This window comes from Piscibacillus salipiscarius (genome assembly GCF_042685285.1).
GTDB classification, from domain to species: domain Bacteria; phylum Bacillota; class Bacilli; order Bacillales; family Alkalibacillaceae; genus Piscibacillus; species Piscibacillus salipiscarius.
In genome coordinates this window covers 1-20,709 of sequence record NZ_JBHUMZ010000004.1, presented here as the reverse complement: position 1 = coordinate 20,709, position 20,709 = coordinate 1, and the positions used below count along the sequence as shown (strand labels likewise).

Genomic DNA, 20,709 nt, shown 5'->3' with positions numbered 1-20,709 from the left:
TGATATACTGTAATTAATTTAAAAAGAAAGTGAGTGATCAATATGAGTTATCATGAGTTACCAACTAAATATATCGATCAAATATCATTAAGTGTATCAAACCTTGAAAAATCAATTACATTTTATAAAGATATCCTTGGTATGAACTTATTAAGTCAAACCGATGATCAAGCTATTTTTTCGTTTGATGGTGAAACACCGATTTTGACCATTGAACAAGTTGAATATGTAAAACCATTAGACCGTCGTAAAACGGGTCTATTTCACATTGCGTACTTAGTTCCAACCAGAGAGGACTTAGCAAATATCGTTTATCATTTCTGGCGTAATCAATTGCCAGTGCAAGGCGCATCTGACCATAAAGTATCTGAGGCACTATACCTTGCAGACCCAGATGGTAATGGAATCGAGATTTATCGTGACCGTGATCCTGAAGAATGGGATTGGAATGGTGAAGAAGTCGTGATGGATACCATCCCATTAGATATAGAAGGTCTATTAAAAGAGCGCACTGAAGAAGGGTGGACAGGTTTTCCGAGTGAATCAACAATCGGGCACATCCACCTTCAGATTCATGACCTACCAAGCGTTCAGCCTTTTTATGAAAAGTTAGGCTTTGAAGTTGTAGCTAAATATGGACCACAAGCGTTGTTTATGTCAGATGACAAATATCATCACCACATTGGTTTGAATGTGTGGAACAGCCGAAATAGTGAAGCGAAAAGTGATGATGAAGTGGGTCTTAATTGGTTTTCGGTGAAAATGACAGATGGTGATCGTGACAAAGTGAAAAAAGCTTTTGGTGAACAGGTAGAAGAAACAGATCAAGGATACTTTGTTAAAGATCCTTCAGGAATTAAAATTAAATTTTAATAATGAACGAGGCCTCGAAGTGAATCGGGGTCTTTTTTGTGTTATAAGGTGGAGTCCCCTATAAATTAAAGAAAGTTCCTCATAAAATAAAAAACTTTCCCATAAATAAGTTGCATTGTTGTATAAGTTAAAGTATTATGGTTATATACTTAACTATATAACCATATAAAGTGTGGTGTCATAAATGAACCGAGAATTTGATGAAGGTAAACCAATCTTTCAACAAGTAAGAGAACGAATTGAAGATCAAATCTTGAACGACCAACTAAAAGAGGGTGACCAAATACCATCCACCAATCAATTAGTGAATTTCTACAAAATTAACCACCTAACGGTATCGAAGGGGATTAATCAACTAACAGACGAAGGGGTTATTTTTAAGAAGCGTGGTGTTGGTATGTTCGTCTCAGAAGGGGCTAAGGAGAAGTTAATTGAAAAAAGGAAACATGCATTTTTAGATACTTATATCGTGCAGCTTGTTCGTGAAGCAAATAAATTAAAGATATCTGATGATGAAATGATTAGTATGATTCGAGAGGTTAAAAAGGGGAGTGAGGAATGATGGACGGCAAATTAGAGGCTAAGAATATTTCGATGCATTTCAAAGACTATCAAGCTTTGTCGGATGTGAATTTTACACTAGAAGGAAATAAAATTGTCGGTTTAATTGGTAGAAATGGAGCAGGGAAAACGACGCTACTATCAATACTTGCAGCTTATCGAGATGCAACAGTAGGATATGTTGAAGCGAACGGAAAACTTGTATTTGAGAATGCGAAGTATATGAAGAATTCAACTTTTTTATACGAAGCGCCTGTTAAGGATCTTCAAGATCAGAAGGCATCTAAGTATTTTGAGAAATTACAATTATACAGGCCAAATTTTGATAAAACATATGCTAATGAGCTAATGAAACGATTTAAAGTGCCAGATAACAAAAACTTAAGTAAACTTTCAAAAGGTCAGTTATCGGCTTTTAATATGATCGTTGGATTAGCAAGTCGCACGCCGATAACCATCTTAGATGAAGTCTACCTAGGAATGGATGCCCCTACACGTTCGATGTTTTACAAAGAGTTATTAAATGAACAAGAAAAACATCCAAGATTGTTTATTCTATCAACGCATCTTGTGTCAGAAATGGAGTATTTGTTTGATGAAGTCATGATGATCCACGAAGGTAAGCTATTATTACACGATGATTATCAATCGATTATTGAGCGAGGATATTTTATAACTGGTAGCCACGACGATGTAGATGAATTTTGTAGCGGAATAGATGTACTAATCGAAGAAACAATTGGCGGCAGTAAAACTGTATTAATTTATGAAGATCTTAAAGAACAAGATATACAAGAGGCGAGAGCGGCTGGGCTCGATATCAGCCAGGCAAAACTTCAGGATTTATTCACACATTTAACGGGAGGGGAACATTAATGGAACAGGTTACTAAAATAGTTTTTAAAGATTATTACCGAGAGCTTTTTAAATGGCTACTTTATATCTCTATCTTTTTAGTTGTGATTAGAATCACTGTTTACGTTGTGTCATACTTTAATGAGGAATCTTCATTAAGCCATTTTTTAAGTTTTACAATGGACCCAATGAGTATTGGTATGATGATTTTAGGAATCATTTCAATATATGGATTTTTACCGCAATCGATCAAACTAGGCGCAACGAGAAAAGCATTTTACTTAGGGATTGTGTATACCGTATTAGCTTTAACAATTAGTTATGCCGTGCTGAACCTTATATTAACAGCTACTGAGTATGCTGTTGTGCAAAGGTTTACTATTGAGTCAATCGCTCTTTCAGACATTTGGCACTATCTCATTACGCTGTTTTTAAGCTTCCTATTCGGAATGATCATCGCATTAGCTTACTATCGCTACGGTTGGAAAGTAGGATTAGTGTTAACGTTGGTCTTCATTACAACGAGAGAAGCAATAGAAGTTTTGGCAGCAGATTTATTTGACCATTTATTTGGAGCAAGTTATTACTTATTAGGGAGTTCATTAGGCGATATTATGTTAATCGGACTTCTGCTTTGGTTATGCTATAGAATGATCCGCGATGTTCCGATTAAGATGTAAGTGAGAGTCTTTAGAAAATCATTTATTCTTAAGAGAACCAGGCCTTCACGGTGAATACAAAACAATTGAAACAAATCCATTTTACGATTATTTAAAACAACAATGAGCTTAGGGGTGCCCTAAGCTCATTTATTATAATCCCATAAGACTCGCCATCCATCCTCTAATTCAGTTGCATAAACATCCTGCACAATCGTAAAGTTTCCGTATTTACCCTTATATGTTTTCGCAATTTCAAATTTATAGAGACGTTCAATGACTTCTGCTCCACTTTCCATCGACCAATCTTGAACTTCAGTCGGCCCGCTAAGGGAATAAGTGTACGATTGAACGCCGAAGTGATTCATAAAAACATGAGCTCGATCCTGTATGTAATAGCCTTTCTCGAACTTTTTCTGCATTAGCGGATGAAATAACTCCCAAGAATGCGAGAATGCTCCGTCTTGCTCAAACTGATAAAATTTATGAACCGTTTCTGTTGCTTCTTCTTCGGGGGATTTTTTGAAATTAACAAAACTCATGAAAAATAATACGACGATTGCAACCAGCAAAATTAATATGAGAAAAGCTTTTCCATTACCTTTCCGCATGTCAAGTTCCCCCCAGTCTTATATCATCTTATTAAATGAGGTACAAGTTTATTATTAAAAATATCTAATTGATTGTATTAACAGAAGTTTTGTCCCTATTTATAGGGGAGTGTCCGTATTTCGATGAGAACTGTTTGCGTTTTCGTGAGAAGTGTTCGTATTCGGCAGAAGTTTGTTCGTATATTGTGGAAAACTGTTCGTGTGTGGGCGAAATTTGTTCGCGTACGAGAGAAAACAGTTCGCATCTCACGCAGATCTATCTGAGTTTCACCCACAACTCGCTCTAAATAAAAATTCTTAAAATTATGTTATTGAGCGAGCGTTCAGTCGGTTTTATGTTATAATGATGTTAGCGTTTACAAAGAGTTACAAAAAGGGAGGAATCATAGTGTCAAATACAGTGATTGTTGCAGGTGCGAGAACGCCTTTCGGTAAATTTGGTGGAGGTCTAGCACCGCTTACGGCAGCTCAATTAGGTGGTATTGCGATCAAGGAAGCGCTTAATCGTGCTTCAGTTGAAGGTAAAGATATTCAAGAAGTGATTATGGGGACGGTTTTACAAGGTGGCCAAGGTCAGCTTCCGTCTCGTCAAGCGATGCGTCATGCAGGTATTCCTTGGGAGACGAAAACGGAAACGGTTAACAAGGTTTGTGCATCAGGAATGCGTAGTGTAGCCTTAGGCGATATGATGATTCGTTTAGGTGAAGAAGATACGATTGTTGCTGGTGGTATGGAGAGCATGAGTAATGCACCATACTTCATGCCGAATGCGCGCTGGGGAATGCGCATGGGAGACCAGAAAGTCGTTGATATGATGGTGCATGATGGCCTTACTTGTTCGTTTGAAAATGTGCACATGGGAACGTATGGCAACCGCACAGCTAATAAATTCGAATTATCTCGTGAAGATCAAGATAACTGGGCAGCACAAAGTCATGAGCGTGCGCTAAAAGCGATTGAAGAGGGTAAACTAGCTGACGAAATCGTACCAGTAGAAGTGCCAAAGCGTAAGGGTGACCCAGTTGTGGTTGATACGGACGAAGCACCGCGTCAAGGTACAACGGCTGAAAAACTAGCAAAACTTCGCCCGGCATTTGATAAAGACGGAACGATTACAGCAGGTAACGCGCCAGGAGTTAACGACGGTGCTGCAGCTATGGTGTTAATGTCTGAAGAAAAAGCTAAAGCAGAAGGAAAAGAAACTCTAGCAAAAGTCATCGGACATGCGGAAGTAGCAGTTGAAGCTGACAGGTTCCCAGAAACACCTGGTATTGTGATTAATAAATTACTAGAAAAAACAGGCTATAGCCTTGATGATATTGATTTATTTGAAGTGAACGAAGCGTTTGCGGCCGTTTCACTTGCAAGCGGTAAGATTGCAGGTCTCGATCCAGAGAAGGTGAATGTTAATGGCGGTGCCGTTGCACTTGGACACCCAATTGGTGCGAGTGGTGCTCGTATTACGTTAACACTTGCTTATGAACTAAAACGCCGCGGCGGTGGTTTAGGGATTGCATCGATTTGTTCTGGTGGCGGTCAAGGTGACGCGCTCCTAATTGAAGTTCCAAAACAATAGATAAATAGATTTTGAAAGGAAGGGTTTTTCATGACAATTAAAAACGTAATGGTCATTGGTGCAGGTCAGATGGGGTCTGGAATTGCGCAAGTATTTGCGCAGTCTGGATTTGACGTGAAACTAAATGACATTTCGGAAGAGTCCTTGCAAAAGGGTCTTGCAACAATGGAAAAACTATTATCTCGTAATGTGGATAAAGGTAGAATGACAGAGGAACAAAAGACGGAAACGTTAAACCGTATTCAAACGACGACTTCGTTAGAAGAAGCGAGCGATCGAGATTTAGTGATCGAAGCTGTCGTTGAAAACATGGATGTTAAAACTCAAGTATTTCAAAAGCTAGATGAAATCACACCATCGCATGCAATTTTAGCCACGAATACATCGTCACTACCCATCACAGATATAGCAGCGGTGACAAATCGCCCTGATCAAGTGATCGGCATGCACTTTATGAATCCAGTTCCAATTATGAAGTTAGTGGAGATCATTCGTGCGATTCAAACATCTGATAAGACTTATAAAACGATTGAAGAAGCAGCAAAAGCATTAAACAAAACACCTGTTGAAGTGAATGACTATCCAGGATTTGTTTCAAACCGTGTGCTCATGCCAATGATTAACGAAGCAATTTATACGGTTTATGAAGGTGTAGCTGAGCCTGAAGCGGTGGATGAAGTCATGAAACTCGGTATGAATCATCCAATGGGACCGTTAACGCTAGCTGATTTTATTGGCCTTGATACATGCTTATACATTATGGAAGTCCTTTACGATGGCTTTGGTGACAGCAAATATCGTCCGTGTCCACTACTTAAAAAGTACGTTAGCGCAGGCTGGTTAGGTAAAAAATCTGGTCGCGGCTTCTACGTGTACGAATAGGAGGCACCTTAGATGAATTTGAACTTCACAGATGAACAAAATATGATGCGCAAAATGGTAAGGGACTTCGCCCAGCAAGAAGTGGCGCCAGCCGTTGAACGCATGGAACAAGAAGATCGTTTTCCATCAGAACTTATTGGGAAAATGGGTGAGTTAGGCATTCTAGGAATCCCGATTCCAGAAGAGTATGGCGGAGCTGGAATGGATTATGTCTCTTACATTATTGCCATTCATGAGTTATCCAAAGTGAGTGCGACACTTGGCGTGATTCTTTCAGTCCATACATCTGTTGGTACATTTCCGATACTAAAATTCGGAAGTGAAGAACAGAAAAAGCATTACGTTCCAAAACTGGCATCGGGTGAATACTTAGGAGCATTTGCCTTAACCGAACCAGGTGCAGGTAGTGATGCTGCTTCACTTAAAACTCGCGCTGTAAAAGATGGCAATGAATACGTCTTAAACGGATCGAAAATTTTTATTACGAATGGCGGTTATGCTGATACGTATGTCGTGTTTGCGAAGACCGATTCGGAAGCAGGAAGTAAGGGGATTTCAGCTTTTATCGTCGAAAAAGATACCCCAGGGTTTGAAGTCGGTAAGCCAGAAAAGAAAATGGGGCTTCATGGCTCGGCAACCGTTTCGTTAACGTTTGATAACTGCCGCATTCCAGAAAGTCAGCTACTTGGCCAGGAAGGCGAAGGGTACAAGATTGCATTATCTAACCTGAACATCGGCAGGATCGGAATCGGTGCTCAAGCTTTAGGAATTGCAGAAGCGGCGTTAGATGCATCTACAGGTTATGCGAAGGAACGCGAACAGTTCGGTAAACCGATTGCTCATAACCAGGGGATTTCGTTTAAGCTCGCAGATATGGCAACGGCAGTCGAAGGTTCAAAACTATTAATCTATAACGCTGCTTCGATGCATGAAGGTGGAGTTGACTGCGCAAAAGAGGCCTCAATGGCGAAGAAGTTTGCTTCACAAACAGCGGTCGACGTCTCAATTGATGCCGTTCAGGTTTATGGTGGTTACGGATTTACGAAAGATTATCCAGTTGAGCGTTATATGCGTGATGCCAAAATTACTCAAATCTATGAAGGCACAACGGAAATACAAAATCTAGTGATTAGTAGACAACTACTTAAATAGGAGGACTTGAACATGAATTTTCAACTAACAGAAGAACAACAGATGCTACGCAAGATGGTTCGCGATTATGCGGAAAATGAAGTGGCACCAACGGCGGCAGAGCGTGACGAAGAAGAGCGCTTTGACCGTGAGATATTTGACAAAATGGCAGAGCTTGGCCTAACGGGTATACCTTGGCCAGAAGAATACGGCGGAATAGGTTCAGACTTTGTGAGCTATGCGATTGCAGTTGAAGAGTTATCTCGCGTTTGTGCCTCAACAGGGGTCACGTTATCCGCTCACATCTCACTTGCGAGCTGGCCGATTTATACTTACGGAAATGAAGATCAAAAGAAAACCTTCTTACAACGCCTAGCAACAGGTGAAGCTTTAGGGGCTTATGCACTATCTGAGCCTGGAGCAGGTAGTGATGTGGCATCTATGCGCACTACAGCTAAAAAAGACGGTGACGACTATATCCTAAACGGTAACAAGGTTTGGATCACAAACGGTGGTGTCGCCGATATTTATGTGGTGTTTGCGAAAACAGATGTCGATGCGAAACATAAAGGCATCTCAGCATTTATCGTTGAAAAAGGCACAGATGGCTTTTCATTTGGTAAAAAAGAACAAAAGCTTGGAATCCGTTCTTCTCCTACAACGGAGTTAATTTTTGAGAACTGCCGCGTACCTAAGGAGAATTTACTAGGTGAAGAAGGTGAAGGGTTTAAGATTGCTATGACTACATTAGATGGTGGTCGTAACGGAATTGCTGCACAAGCAGTCGGAATTGCGCAAGGTGCTTTAGATGCGGCAACTGACTACGCGAAAGAGCGCGAACAGTTCGGCAAGCCAATTGCGAACAATCAAGGCATTTCCTTCAAGCTTGCTGACATGGCAACTCAAGTTGAAGCATCACGTCTACTTACTTACCAAGCTGCGTATAACGAGTCAGAAGGCATTCCGTATCAGAAGGAATCAGCAATGGCAAAGCTTTACGCAGGTGATACGGCAATGAAAGTGTCAGTTGAAGCTGTGCAAGTTTTCGGTGGTTATGGATATACGAAAGATTATCCTGTTGAGCGCTTCATGCGTGATGCGAAAATCACTCAAATTTACGAAGGAACACAAGAAATCCAACGTTTAGTCATTGGAAGAATGGTGACGAAGTAAGTTAGTTCACTTTAGATTTGCTACAGGCGGACGCTTTCCGCAGGCAAGGCGAGGGCTTCCCAAAACTCACTATTGTTTCGTATTGGGTGATTTTCAGCTCGTGCTGTTCCCGCGACGAACAGGACGTGGCCGCTTTTAGCCGACCAGGAGTCGCCGCCTTTCGTAAATTATTTTGAACTACTTGCTTCTTCAAATTAGGATTTTCACATTTGCATTTATATAAGTACAGAAAGGATGAAACCAATGGATCAACTAGCAGACCGCATAGCGAATCAAGACCAACGAGCTTTAGCTCGGGCCATCACCCTAATCGAAAACGACCACCCAGACAAACTCGAGCTGATGAGTGAACTTAACGCGCGCAAAAAACACGCCCATTACATTGGCATCACCGGGTCGCCTGGCGCGGGCAAAAGCTCACTCGTTGATAAACTCATCACCTTGCTTCGTGAAAAGCAATACAACGTTGCGGTCATCGCAGTTGATCCAACCAGTCCTTTCAGCGGCGGCGCCCTTCTTGGAGACCGCGTACGCATGCATAAGCATTTTACCGACCAAGACGTATTCATTCGCAGTATGGCAACCCGTGGAAGTCTTGGCGGGCTTGCTCGTGCGACTAAGGATGCGATTCGCGCATGTGATGCTTACGGTTTTGACTACATTATCGTTGAAACGGTCGGGGTCGGTCAGTCTGAACTCGACATCATGAAGGTTGCTGACACGACCGCCGTCATGTTAACACCTAACAGTGGTGATATTCTGCAAATTTTCAAAGCAGGCATTATGGAAATCGCAGACCTTTTTATATTAAATAAAGCTGATTTACCAGGCGTTAGAAAACTTAAGAATACACTGCGTGACCTCATTCATATTGCTGGTCACCGTGGGTTCGAGCCACAAATCATCGAAACGAGTGTGAATGAAAACTTTGGATTTAACAAATTATTTGAAGCTTTTCAAAAGCATCGTCATTACTTAGATGAGACTGACGAGGGGCAAAAGAAGCGAAGCGAGCAGCTTCGTTATGAAGTCTATGAACTCATGCAAGAAGCATTATGGAAAGACGTTTATCAGTTCGTCAATAACGACTCTGATAAACAAGAAGAGCTTAAGCAATCAGGTGATCCGTATAGCCTTGCGAAAAAGTGGTTATCGGAATGGCGTAAAGAAGGTGAAGCGGATGGTTAAACCCATTGATTCATCGATTAAGGATGAACAATTAATCCAAAAGCGTCGTGAGCAGCTACAAAAAGGAGCGGTATCTCTTTTTAAGCAAAAAGGGTTTCACCGTGCAACAACTAGAGAAATTGCTAAGGCTGCTGGTTTTTCAATCGGGACGCTATATGAATATATTAGAAAAAAAGAAGACGTTCTTTTTCTCGTCTGTGACGCTATTTATGATGAAGTAAAGGCGAGGATGGAAGCGGTTTTTAATACAAAAGAGACGTCAGAAGACACGCTATATCAAGCCGTTAAGTCTTACTATGAACTAATGGATGATATGCAAGATGAAGTCTTGGTCTTATATCAGGAACTTAAAGCACTACCAAAGGATGCTCAGGATTATGTGCTAGAAAAAGAACGGCAGATGGTTCATCTTTTGGAGCGGGTTATTCAAAATAATTATCCTAGGATGACGAGAGACCAGCTGACCATCATTGCCAATAACATATTCATCCAAGGCCAAATGTGGGGATTCAGGCGCTGGATTTTACAAAAGGAATTTTCGCTTGAAGAGTATACGAATTTGCAATTTGATTTATTAAAAAGTCAGCTTGAGCTGACGAGAGGAGGATGAGCCTTATGCAACAACAGGAAGTCTACAAAGTGAAGCATCCTGTTCGTTTTGTGACAGCTTCGAGCTTGTTTGACGGCCACGATGCATCGATTAACATTATGCGCCGTATTTTGCAGGCGAGCGGGGCAGAAATCATTCACCTTGGGCATAACCGCTCGGTTGAAGAAGTGGTTAATGCGGCAATCCAGGAGGACGTACAAGGGATTGCGATTTCTTCTTACCAAGGTGGACACGTTGAGTATTTTAAGTACATGGTTGATTTACTGAATGAAAAAGGTGCTGGCCACATCCGTGTTTACGGCGGTGGGGGCGGGGTTATTTTACCTCGTGAAATTAAAGAACTTCATGACCATGGAGTAGCACGTATATTCTCACCTGAAGATGGTCGTCAGCACGGTCTTCAAGGGATGATTAATCAGATGTTAGAGGAGTGCGATCATCCGACGCCGCTTGAGCTTGAATCAGATGCAGCTAAAGCGCAACAAGGTGATTATCAAGCAATCGCGCGCCTTATTTCACATGTTGAAAATGAAGACGTCACGAGTGATAAGCTTCAAGATTTATTAAAAATTACGCGCGAGGACGTGCCGGTATTAGGGATTACTGGAACAGGCGGAGCGGGTAAAAGTTCATTAACGGATGAACTTGTTCGCCGTTTTATTAACGAAGTGCCAGATAAAAAGCTTGCGATTTTATCTGTCGATCCTACGAAGAAGAAAACAGGCGGTGCGCTACTTGGTGACCGAATTCGTATGAACGCGATTTTTAACGAACGTGTGTATATGCGCTCGCTTGCAACAAGAAGTTCAAAAACGGAATTGTCACAGGCGATTTTAGATGCGATTCGCGTTGTCAAAGCAGCTGATTTTGACTTCATCATTGTTGAAACAAGCGGGATTGGTCAAGGGGATGCCGAGATCACTGAGATTACGGACCTATCGATGTACGTGATGACAGCTGAATTCGGTGCGCCAACTCAGCTAGAGAAGATCGACATGATCGACTTTGCTGACTTCATCGTCATCAATAAGTTTGAACAAAAAGGGTCAGAAGATGCGTTTAATCAAGTTCGTAAACAGTACAGTCGTAGCCGGATGCTATTTCACGAAGACCATGACACATTCCCAGTGTTTGGCACGATCGCATCACAGTTTAACGACCCAGGTACGAACACACTATTTGCTTCAATTTTAGAAACAATTAACGACCGTTACGGCTGGGAGGCTGAAGTTCCGTTTGATACAAAGATTAAGCTAGTTGAAAAGCAAAACTTAATCATCCCACCAGAGCGTCGTCAATATTTACGTGATATCGTGCAGACAGTGCACGGGTATAAAGAGGATGCGAAGAAACAGAGCGATATTGCGCGTAAGCTTTATCAATTAAAGGGAACCGAAGAAGAAATCGGCCAAGTTGAAGAGCTTATTCAGCTAATTGAGAAATACGAGAAAGAATTAGAAGCTGACAACAAGGAAAAGCTTGATAAATTTGATGAGCTAAAAGAGACGTACACAAAGGATCAGTTGTCCTATAAAGTTCGTGATAAAGAGTTTACCGTTGACTTAAATACGGAAAGCTTATCTGGAATTAAAGTTCCAAAAGTCGCGCTGCCAAAATACCGCGACTGGGGCGACCGTTTATACTGGATGCTCATGGAAAACGTGCCTGGTGCCTTTCCATTTACGGCAGGGGTGTTCCCATTCAAGCGTAAAGGAGAAGATCCGACTCGTCAGTTTGCTGGTGAAGGAACGCCAGAACGTACGAATCGCCGTTTCCACTATTTATCGAAAAACGAACCGGCTAAGCGCTTAAGTACAGCTTTTGACTCCGTGACGCTATATGGTGAAGATCCTGATGAGCGCCCTGACATTTACGGTAAAGTTGGAGAATCTGGCGTAAGTATTTGTACGTTAGATGACATGAAGAAGCTTTATGATGGCTTTGACTTAGTCGATCCAATGACGTCTGTCTCAATGACCATCAACGGTCCTGCGCCGATTATTCTAGCGATGTATTTCAATACAGCTATTGATCAGCAGCTGAAGAAGTTTAAAGACGAAAACGGCCGCGAACCGAGCCAAGAAGAGTACGAACAAATTAAGGTCGAGACGATCTCAGTTGTTCGTGGTACGGTTCAAGCCGATATCTTAAAAGAAGATCAAGGACAAAACACGTGTATTTTCTCAACCGAGTTTGCCCTTCGCATGATGGGGGACATTCAGGAGTACTTCATTAATAATGAAGTCCGTAACTACTACTCGGTTTCAATCTCGGGCTATCACATTGCTGAAGCAGGAGCAAACCCAATCAGTCAGTTAGCCTTTACCCTCGCAAACGGCTTTACGTATGTTGAGTATTACTTAAGCCGCGGCATGGATATTAACAAATTTGCGCCAAACTTATCATTCTTTTTCTCAAACGGCTTAGACCCTGAGTATACAGTCATTGGCCGTGTGGCGCGCCGCATTTGGTCGGTTGCGATGCGCGATAAGTACGGTGCGAATGAGCGAAGCCAGAAGTTGAAGTATCACATTCAAACATCAGGCCGTTCACTTCACGCGCAAGAAGTTGACTTTAATGATATTCGTACGACACTGCAGGCATTAATCGCGATTCAAGACAACACGAATTCGCTTCATACTAATGCGTATGACGAAGCCATCACAACACCAACTGAAGAATCCGTTCGCCGTGCAATGGCGATTCAAATGATTATTAACAAAGAATTCGGCTTAACGAAAAACGAAAACTCATTACAAGGGTCATTTATTTTAGAAGAGTTAACTGACCTTGTTGAAGAAGCCGTTTTACAAGAGTTCGAACGCATTAACGACCGCGGTGGCGTACTCGGCGCGATGGAACGCCAGTATCAACGCGGTAAGATTCAAGAAGAGTCTCTTTACTATGAAGGTAAAAAACATTCAGGCGACCTTCCGATTGTAGGGGTTAACACGTATGTGAACCCGAACCCACCATCAGAAGATGAAATCAACTCGATGGAAGTTGCCCGTGCTTCTAAGGAAGAAAAACAGCAACAAATTAAGAATTTACATGACTTCCAAGACAGAAATGCTGACAAATCTGAAGAAGCATTAAACCGCCTTAAGGAAGTTGCAGCGTCAAACGGTAATGTGTTTGAAGAACTCATGGAAACCGTTAAAGTGGCCAGTCTAGGCCAGATCACAAACGCCTTATACGAAGTCGGCGGGCAGTACCGTCGTAATATGTAATAAGTCAAACCACCAACCTCGCCGTTGGTGGTTTCCTTATGCAAAAAGGTCGATAAAGGAACTTTAGGGGTAGATAAAAAAGCTTTTTTTACTTCGTCGACAAATTTCGTGGTAGATATTTTTCAAATAGGGGTAGATAATTAACGGAAAAAACAGAGAAGTAGCCTTTTTGCCACAGCGAAAAAGCATCCACTTTGAATAAATCCTCGTTTTTATGTCTAAAATTAATTTTGTACTTGAATTGACTAATGGTTGTGGTATTCTGTAAACTAGAAAAATAGCATAATTATGGTTTCCGCCATCGACATTGGGTAAAGGAGTGCTGGAAGTGACGTTGGAAAAGTATACCAAGGAAGAAGTTAAAGAGGTTTCAATGGTTGAAGTTGCTTATGAAATCTTAGCAGAAGAAAAGAAAGCGATGAACTTCAATGAAATCTTTGAACTCATTGCAGAAGCAAAGGAATTCACCCAAGAGGAAAAAGAAGAATACATCGTTCAATTTTATACAGATTTAAATATTGACGGACGCTTTATGTCAGTTGGTACAAACATCTGGGGCCTTAAAAAGTGGTACCCATATGATCAGCAGGAAGATGATACGATTTCCTTCACTGAAGAAGTACCAAAGAAAAAGAAGAAGAAGAAAAAGAAGAAAAAAGAAGAAGAGCTTCTTGAAGATGAGGTGGAACCTGAACTTGGAGAAGATGACTTAGTCACTGAAGAAGATGATGACGAAGAACTTTTCGAGGAAGATCCGGAAGACGATGATAACTTCGTTGAAGATGACGACGAAGAAGATTTATAAAGTTTAGCTTGACTTCTTAAATATAAAACTTTAAGATTTTATGTGGGCTCTCAAAAAATAGACAAGCTCCCGACTCAGTTCGGGAGCTTTTTTTATTTTTATAGAGATTCTTAATAAATGATTAGTGTTAAATCGAACTTATAAGGAAAACTTATAATAAATACTCCCCGATCCAGATGTAATAGAAAGGCAGGATGTAACATGACAAAGTATATTTTCGTAACAGGTGGAGTGGTTTCATCTTTAGGTAAAGGAATCACAGCAGCATCACTCGGTCGTTTGCTAAAAAATCGCGGCCTAAACGTCACGATTCAAAAATTCGACCCGTACTTAAACGTCGACCCAGGGACGATGAGCCCCTATCAGCACGGTGAAGTATTCGTTACCGAAGACGGTGCTGAAACGGACTTAGATTTAGGACATTATGAGCGATTTATCGATATTAATTTAAATAAATACAGCAATATCACAACAGGAAAAGTTTATTCATCAGTGATCCGTAAAGAACGCAAAGGTGATTACTTAGGCGGCACTGTGCAGGTTATACCGCATATCACCAACGAGATTAAAAATAAAGTTTTCCAAGCTGGTAAAGAAACGAATGCAGATGTTGTCATCACTGAAATTGGCGGAACGGTTGGGGACATCGAAAGCTTACCGTTCTTAGAAGCGATTCGTCAGCTGAAAAGTGATCTTGGTCGTGACAACGTCATGTATATCCATTGTACACTTGTGCCATACATTAAAGCAGCAGGGGAACTGAAGACTAAACCAACTCAGCACTCCGTAAAAGAGCTTCGTTCACTTGGGATTCAGCCAGATGTGATTGTGCTTAGAACGGATATGAAAATTAGCAAAGAAATGAAAGAAAAAATCGCACTGTTTTGTGACATCAATGAAAAAGCAGTAATAGAAGCATTAGACTGTGATGTATTATACGAAGTAGCATTAGAATTAAAGCAGCAAGGATTAGACCAGCTTGCGGTTGATCATTTCAAATTAAGCACGCCTGAGGCCAACATGGATGAATGGGAAGGTTTAATTCAAAAGGTTAAAAACCTATCTTCTACAGTTACAATCGGGCTTGTAGGTAAGTATGTTTCCTTGCAGGATGCGTATATTTCAGTCGTTGAAGCATTAAAACATGCTGGGTTCGCGCATGATGCTGATATTGAAGTGAAATGGATCAGCTCTGAAGATGTGAACGATGACAACGCAGCTGATTATTTATCAGATGTCGATGGGATTTTAGTTCCTGGTGGATTTGGTGATCGCGCCATTGAAGGTAAAATTTCTGCCATTAAATATGCGCGTGAGAACAAAGTGCCATTTTTAGGAATCTGTTTAGGCATGCAGCTTGCCACCGTCGAGTTTGCGCGTAATGTGTTAGGTCTTGATGGTGCACATTCAGCAGAGATTAATCCTACAACGCCGCATCCAATCATTGATCTTTTACCAGAACAAAAGGATGTTGAAGACTTAGGAGGAACGCTTCGCTTAGGTGTTTATGCTTGCCGTCTTCAAGATAACACGAAAGCATACGACGCTTATGCTGAGGAAGTCGTGTATGAACGCCATCGCCACCGTTATGAATTTAATAATCAGTACAGACAAGACATGGAATCAGCTGGGTTTGTTTTTTCAGGTAAGAGCCCAGATGACCGCTTAATTGAAATTATCGAGGTAAAGGATCACCCATGGTTTGTGGCTTCACAATTTCACCCTGAATTTAAATCGCGCCCAAATCGCCCCCAGCCTTTATTTAGAGATTTTATCGAACACAGTCTAGCAAGCAAACGACAAGTTACGACAAAATAACTGATTGATTAACTCCCGTTTTTTGGTAAAGTTAAACTATACTGAACAACCTGGGGGGTAATGATGATTAAAGGTGAGGTTTTTGTGGTAGATGATGAACCTGGCGTTCGTCTGTTGTTATCAGAAGTTATTAGACGTGAAAATTATAATGTGACAACTTATGAACGTTCAGATCGAGCTTTTACAGAAGCTTTAACAAAATTACCGCAGATCATCTTCTTAGATTATTTAATGGAACCTTGGCGCGGAGATGAGGTTATTAGACGGTTAAACGAAGAATCCGCAGACATTCCAGTCGTGTTAATGAGCGGGATGGCAGAACAGGAACTTCGAGATCATCTAGGCGATGCAGAAGTATTTGATGTGATAGAAAAGCCTTTTTCGGTTGAACAAATTCACCAAATATTAGAGGGGCTTAACGTTAAGATTTAGTTGCGATTTTAGGGTGCAGTTGGTATTCTATTAAATAGGTACGATTTACATCACAAGGAGGAACCAGTTGTGCCATTACAATCTATGACAGAGATGCTCAACAAGGCAAACCGTGAAGGCTATGCGGTTGGGCAATTTAATATTAATAACCTGGAGTACTTTCAGGCGATTTTACAAGCGGCTGAAGAAGAACAATCTCCAGTCATCATCGGTGTTTCGGAAGGAGCAGCGAAATATTGTGGTGGCTTTAATGTCGTCACTGCTTTAGTTAACGAATTAATGAAGTCTTATCAAACAACTGTGCCTGTAGCCATTCATTTGGACCACGGCTCAAGTTTCGAAAAATGCGCAGAGGCGATTCATGCTGGATTTACATCTGTCATGATTGATGGCTCTCATTTTCCATTAGATGACAACATTGCTTTAACACAAAAAGTCGTTGAACTAGCGCACCTTCATGGTGTGTCAGTTGAAGCAGAATTAGGACGCATCGGTGGACAAGAGGATGACATCATTGTTGAAGATGCAGAAGCCGCTTATGCGATTCCATCAGAATGTGACCGTTTGGTTCGCGAAACGGGTGTGGACTGCTTTGCTCCGGCATTAGGATCGGTTCATGGTCCATATAAAGGTGAGCCAAATTTAGGTTTCGACCGAATGGAAGAAGTCCAAAAGTTAACAGGTGTACCACTCGTGTTACATGGCGGAACTGGTATTCCGACAAAAGATATACAACGCGCTATTTCATTAGGTACGGCAAAAATTAATGTGAACACCGAGAACCAAATCGCTCAGGCGAAAGTCGTTCGTGAGGTGTTAGCTGAACAGCCAGAACAATATGATCCGCGTAAATACTTAGGACCAAGTCGCGAGAAAATTAAAGAGACCGTTATCGGTAAAATGCGCGAATTTGGTTCGTCAAATAAAGCTTAATAACCATATGAAGATGGCTAATCCGTAAAACTTGGGTTGGCCTTTTCGTGTTTAATATTGGTTCTGATTATGATTTAAAAGTTAAGGTGGCGACTCCGGGTCGGCTAAAAGCGGTCACGTCCTGTGACCAATGCCGACNGGCTCGAGCCGTGCCCGCGGAAAGCGTCCACCGAAAGCGATTCATAAATACCATCTGAATATTTTTATAGGAGGCAAATATTATGAAATTTTTTATTGATACGGCAAATATTAGTGAAATTAAAGAAGCACACAGCTTAGGCATTTTAGCTGGTGTGACAACAAACCCATCCTTAGTAGCTAAAGAAAACGTATCTTTCCACGAACGTTTAAAAGAAATAACAGAAGTCGTAACAGAAGGTTCTGTTAGTGCAGAAGTTATTTCAGAAGACGCAGAGGGAATGCTTAGAGAAGCAGAAGAGCTTGTGAAAATTGCACCAAACATTACAATCAAACTTCCAATGACGCTAGAAGGATTAAAAGCTTGTAAAGCCTTAACAGACCAAGGCGTTAAAACAAACGTAACACTTGTTTTCTCAGCTAACCAAGCCCTACTTGCAGCGCGTGCTGGTGCAACTTATGTATCACCGTTCTTAGGACGTTTAGATGATATCGGTCAAAACGGCATGAACTTAATTGCGGAAATCGCAGAGATTTTCGACCGTCACGGAATCGAATCTGAAATTATTGCAGCAAGCGTCCGTCATCCAATGCATGTTCATGAAGCAGCTTTACACGGCGCGCATATCGCAACCATTCCGTTTAAAGTGATCGGACAGTTAGTTAAGCATCCGTTAACTAATCAAGGTATCGAGAAGTTTTTAGCAGATTGGGAGCAAGCGAACAAGTAAGAAGCATGTTTTAAAGCTTTTTTCGCATAATAAGGATAGATTAACTTAAGAGGAGTCTTATTCAATGGAAAAATTACTCATCGAAGGTGGACACACGTTACAAGGGCAAGTTCGAGTAAGTGGAGCCAAAAACAGTGCCGTTGCTTTACTCCCGGCAACGATTTTGGCTGAAGGCGAAGTGACATTAGAAGGTCTCCCAGACATCTCAGACATTCAAACGTTAAAAGGCCTTTTAGAAGACATCGGGGGTAAGGTTGAACAAAATGGTGAAGATGTGACAATCGATTCATCAAATATGGTTTCAATGCCACTGCCGAATGGCCGGGTTAAGAAGCTAAGAGCATCATATTATTTCATGGGTGCTATGCTTGGCCGTTTTAAAAAGGCTGTCATTGGTATGCCTGGGGGTTGTAATCTAGGCCCCCGCCCAATTGACCAGCATATTAAAGGTTTTGAAGCTCTAGGTGCACAGGTAACGAACGAACAAGGTGCGATTTACTTAAGAGCTGATGAACTTCGTGGCGCTAAAATTTATCTAGATGTTGTTAGTGTTGGCGCAACGATTAATATTATGCTAGCAGCGGTTCGTGCAAAAGGAAAAACCGTTATTGAAAACGCAGCGAAAGAACCTGAAATCATTGATGTCGCAACCCTTTTAAACAGCATGGGTGCGAATATCAAAGGAGCAGGAACGGACGTCATTCGTATTCAAGGTGTCGAGCATTTAAACGGCTGTCGCCACACGATTATTCCAGACCGAATCGAAGCTGGAACGTATACGATTATCGCGGCATCTATGGGGAAAGAAGTTGTCATCGATAATGTGATTCCGATTCACTTAGAGTCACTGACGGCTAAGCTTCGTGAAATGGGTGTTAAAATTGTCGAAGAAGATGACCGATTGATTGTGACGACGGATAAAGTCCTGTCGAGTGTCGATATTAAAACACTAGTTTATCCAGGTTTTCCGACGGATCTCCAGCAGCCATTTACAGCGCTGCTAACGCAATCAACCGGAACGAGTATTGTCACCGATACGATTTATTCTGCCCGTTTTAAACACGTAGATGAACTGCGCCGAATGAATGCGAATATAAAAGTTGAGGGAAGTTCAGCGGTCATCACCGGACCAACGACGTTAGAAGGTGCGAAAGTAAAAGCAACAGACCTACGTGCTGGAGCGTCACTTGTCGTTGCGGGTTTAATGGCCAATGGCGTGACAGAAATTGTAGGTGTTGAACACATCGACCGTGGTTACGCGAATTTAACCGACAAGTTAGAAGCCTTAGGGGCTAACGTTTGGCGTGAAGATTTGACTGATGATGAAGTGAAGCAATACCAAAATTCATAAGGTGTCGATATAGGGGAGGAGCTTTTTAACATGGAAAGAAGTTTATCAATGGAAGTAGTACGTGTAACTGAGGCAGCTGCACTTGCTTCAGCACGATGGATGGGACGCGGAGAAAAAGAAGAAGCAGATAACGCCGCAACAGAAGCGATGCGTCATGTATTTGATACGATCCCAATGGACGGTCGTGTTGTCATCGGAGAAGGTGAACGTGATGAAGCTCCGATGTTATACATAGGAGAAGAGCTAGGCAGCGCTGAAAATCCAAAAGTAGATATCGCGGTTGACCCTGTTGAAGGGACAAACATTGTCGCTGAAGGGTCATGGAATGCACTAGCAGTTGTCGCGATTGCAGATCGCGGTAAGATGCTGCACGCACCTGATATGTACATGCAAAAAATCGCAGTTGGACCAGAAGCAGTTGGAAAAATTGATCTGAATGCATCAGTGACGGATAATTTGAAAGCTGTCGCAGCGGCTAAAGGTAAAGACGTTGAAGACGTTGTGGCAACGGTCTTAAACCGTCCGCGTCACCAGGCGATCATTGATGAGATTCGCGCTGCAGGAGCACGCATTAAACTTATTCCAGAAGGCGACGTGGCAGGTGCCATCAACACAGCTTTTGATGACACAGGCGTTGACATCTTATTCGGAGAAGGCGGCGCACCAGAAGGCGTCTTAGCAGCAGTCGGTTTGAAGTGCTTAGGCGGGGAAATCCAAGGACGCCTCGTTCCGAAAAACGACGAGCAAGTAGCACGATGCCATAAGATGGGCATCGAAGACGTTAACAAAGTCTTGCGCATGGAAGACCTGTGCGGAGGCGACGACGCTATTTTCGCCGCAACTGGCATCACAGACGGCGAACTGTTAAAAGGCGTTCAGTTCAAAGGCGGCATCGCCACAACTGAAACACTCGTCATGCGCGCCAAATCAGGCACTGTTCGTTTCATCGACGGCAAGCACAGCCTAAAGAAAAAACCAAACCTCGTGTTTACAGACCAATAATGTGTATGGAACGTTTCCGGCAAGGGCCGGAAACGTTTTTTTAAGAAAAGATAAGAAAGTATAAAAATTGTGCCATAGAACGCTGTTCTGTGGTATTTTTTTAGTATGGATAATATTCTAAGACGCATATTTTTTGATAAACATAATCAT

At 41.8% G+C, this 20,709-nt stretch carries 19 protein-coding genes; 18 read left to right on the top strand and 1 reads right to left on the bottom strand.

What is annotated here, in order from left to right; genetic code table 11:
- Positions 1–42 precede the first annotated feature (42 nt).
- From ACFSW4_RS00420 to ACFSW4_RS00405, 4 genes are all read left to right on the top strand, one after another.
- Positions 43–873 (top strand): VOC family protein, encoded by an 831-nt coding sequence (locus tag ACFSW4_RS00420; RefSeq protein WP_377326737.1) that lies wholly within the window; start codon positions 43–45, stop codon positions 871–873.
- A gap of 184 nt (positions 874–1,057) precedes the next feature.
- On the top strand, positions 1,058–1,435 hold the full coding sequence (locus ACFSW4_RS00415; RefSeq protein ID WP_054754569.1) for a GntR family transcriptional regulator: 378 nt from the start codon (positions 1,058–1,060) through the stop codon (positions 1,433–1,435).
- Complete coding sequence (locus ACFSW4_RS00410) at positions 1,432–2,310, top strand: ATP-binding cassette domain-containing protein (protein ID WP_377326735.1); 879 nt, start codon at positions 1,432–1,434, stop codon at positions 2,308–2,310. The genes ACFSW4_RS00415 and ACFSW4_RS00410 overlap by 4 nt, the downstream gene beginning before the upstream one ends.
- Entirely contained in the window at positions 2,310–2,969 is a 660-nt protein-coding gene (locus tag ACFSW4_RS00405; RefSeq protein WP_377326733.1) for a hypothetical protein, read from the top strand. Before ACFSW4_RS00410 ends, ACFSW4_RS00405 begins: the two co-directional genes overlap by 1 nt.
- A 125-nt stretch (positions 2,970–3,094) precedes the next feature.
- On the opposite strand, the gene ACFSW4_RS00400 is transcribed toward ACFSW4_RS00405, so the two are convergent.
- Positions 3,095–3,559, bottom strand: coding sequence for a hypothetical protein (locus tag ACFSW4_RS00400; protein ID WP_377326731.1), 465 nt, complete (start codon positions 3,557–3,559; stop codon positions 3,095–3,097).
- A gap of 388 nt (positions 3,560–3,947) precedes the next feature.
- Between ACFSW4_RS00400 and ACFSW4_RS00395 the strand changes: the two genes are divergently transcribed.
- The 14 genes from ACFSW4_RS00395 to glpX all read left to right on the top strand — a co-directional run bounded on the left by ACFSW4_RS00395 (position 3,948) and on the right by glpX (position 20,559).
- Complete coding sequence (locus ACFSW4_RS00395) at positions 3,948–5,135, top strand: acetyl-CoA C-acetyltransferase (RefSeq protein ID WP_377326729.1); 1,188 nt, start codon at positions 3,948–3,950, stop codon at positions 5,133–5,135.
- A 30-nt stretch (positions 5,136–5,165) separates the two neighbouring features.
- Positions 5,166–6,017: a 3-hydroxybutyryl-CoA dehydrogenase gene (locus ACFSW4_RS00390; RefSeq protein WP_054754565.1), complete on the top strand. Its 852-nt coding sequence runs from the start codon at positions 5,166–5,168 to the stop codon at positions 6,015–6,017.
- A 12-nt stretch (positions 6,018–6,029) separates the two neighbouring features.
- On the top strand, positions 6,030–7,169 hold the full coding sequence (locus tag ACFSW4_RS00385) for an acyl-CoA dehydrogenase (RefSeq protein ID WP_377326727.1): 1,140 nt from the start codon (positions 6,030–6,032) through the stop codon (positions 7,167–7,169).
- 12 nt (positions 7,170–7,181) lie between these two features.
- Positions 7,182–8,321: an acyl-CoA dehydrogenase gene (locus tag ACFSW4_RS00380; RefSeq protein WP_054754564.1), complete on the top strand. Its 1,140-nt coding sequence runs from the start codon at positions 7,182–7,184 to the stop codon at positions 8,319–8,321.
- A 243-nt stretch (positions 8,322–8,564) separates the two neighbouring features.
- Positions 8,565–9,509 (top strand): methylmalonyl Co-A mutase-associated GTPase MeaB, encoded by a 945-nt coding sequence (meaB, locus tag ACFSW4_RS00375; RefSeq protein WP_377326725.1) that lies wholly within the window; start codon positions 8,565–8,567, stop codon positions 9,507–9,509.
- The gene (locus ACFSW4_RS00370; protein ID WP_377326724.1) at positions 9,502–10,119 is read left to right on the top strand and encodes a TetR/AcrR family transcriptional regulator; all 618 of its coding nucleotides are present in this window, start codon (positions 9,502–9,504) and stop codon (positions 10,117–10,119) included. The genes meaB and ACFSW4_RS00370 overlap by 8 nt, the downstream gene beginning before the upstream one ends.
- A 5-nt stretch (positions 10,120–10,124) precedes the next feature.
- Positions 10,125–13,349: a fused isobutyryl-CoA mutase/GTPase IcmF gene (gene icmF, locus ACFSW4_RS00365; protein WP_377326722.1), complete on the top strand. Its 3,225-nt coding sequence runs from the start codon at positions 10,125–10,127 to the stop codon at positions 13,347–13,349.
- A gap of 328 nt (positions 13,350–13,677) precedes the next feature.
- Positions 13,678–14,154 (top strand): DNA-directed RNA polymerase subunit delta, encoded by a 477-nt coding sequence (rpoE, locus tag ACFSW4_RS00360; RefSeq protein WP_377326720.1) that lies wholly within the window; start codon positions 13,678–13,680, stop codon positions 14,152–14,154.
- Between the two features lie 201 nt (positions 14,155–14,355).
- Complete coding sequence (locus ACFSW4_RS00355; RefSeq protein ID WP_377326718.1) at positions 14,356–15,972, top strand: CTP synthase; 1,617 nt, start codon at positions 14,356–14,358, stop codon at positions 15,970–15,972.
- Positions 15,973–16,035: 63 nt separating this feature from the next.
- Positions 16,036–16,404 carry a response regulator gene (locus ACFSW4_RS00350; protein WP_377326716.1) on the top strand — a complete coding sequence of 123 codons (369 nt, stop codon included), beginning with the start codon at positions 16,036–16,038 and terminating at the stop codon, positions 16,402–16,404.
- 69 nt (positions 16,405–16,473) lie between these two features.
- A complete protein-coding gene (gene fba, locus ACFSW4_RS00345; protein WP_054754560.1) occupies positions 16,474–17,337 on the top strand; it encodes a class II fructose-1,6-bisphosphate aldolase in 864 nt (287 codons plus the stop codon).
- 221 nt (positions 17,338–17,558) lie between these two features.
- Positions 17,559–18,206 (top strand): fructose-6-phosphate aldolase, encoded by a 648-nt coding sequence (gene fsa, locus ACFSW4_RS00340; protein WP_377326714.1) that lies wholly within the window; start codon positions 17,559–17,561, stop codon positions 18,204–18,206.
- Positions 18,207–18,270: 64 nt separating this feature from the next.
- Entirely contained in the window at positions 18,271–19,557 is a 1,287-nt protein-coding gene (locus ACFSW4_RS00335) for a UDP-N-acetylglucosamine 1-carboxyvinyltransferase (protein WP_377326712.1), read from the top strand.
- A gap of 30 nt (positions 19,558–19,587) precedes the next feature.
- Positions 19,588–20,559: a class II fructose-bisphosphatase gene (gene glpX, locus ACFSW4_RS00330; protein ID WP_377326710.1), complete on the top strand. Its 972-nt coding sequence runs from the start codon at positions 19,588–19,590 to the stop codon at positions 20,557–20,559.
- The last annotated feature ends 150 nt before the right edge of the window (positions 20,560–20,709 follow it).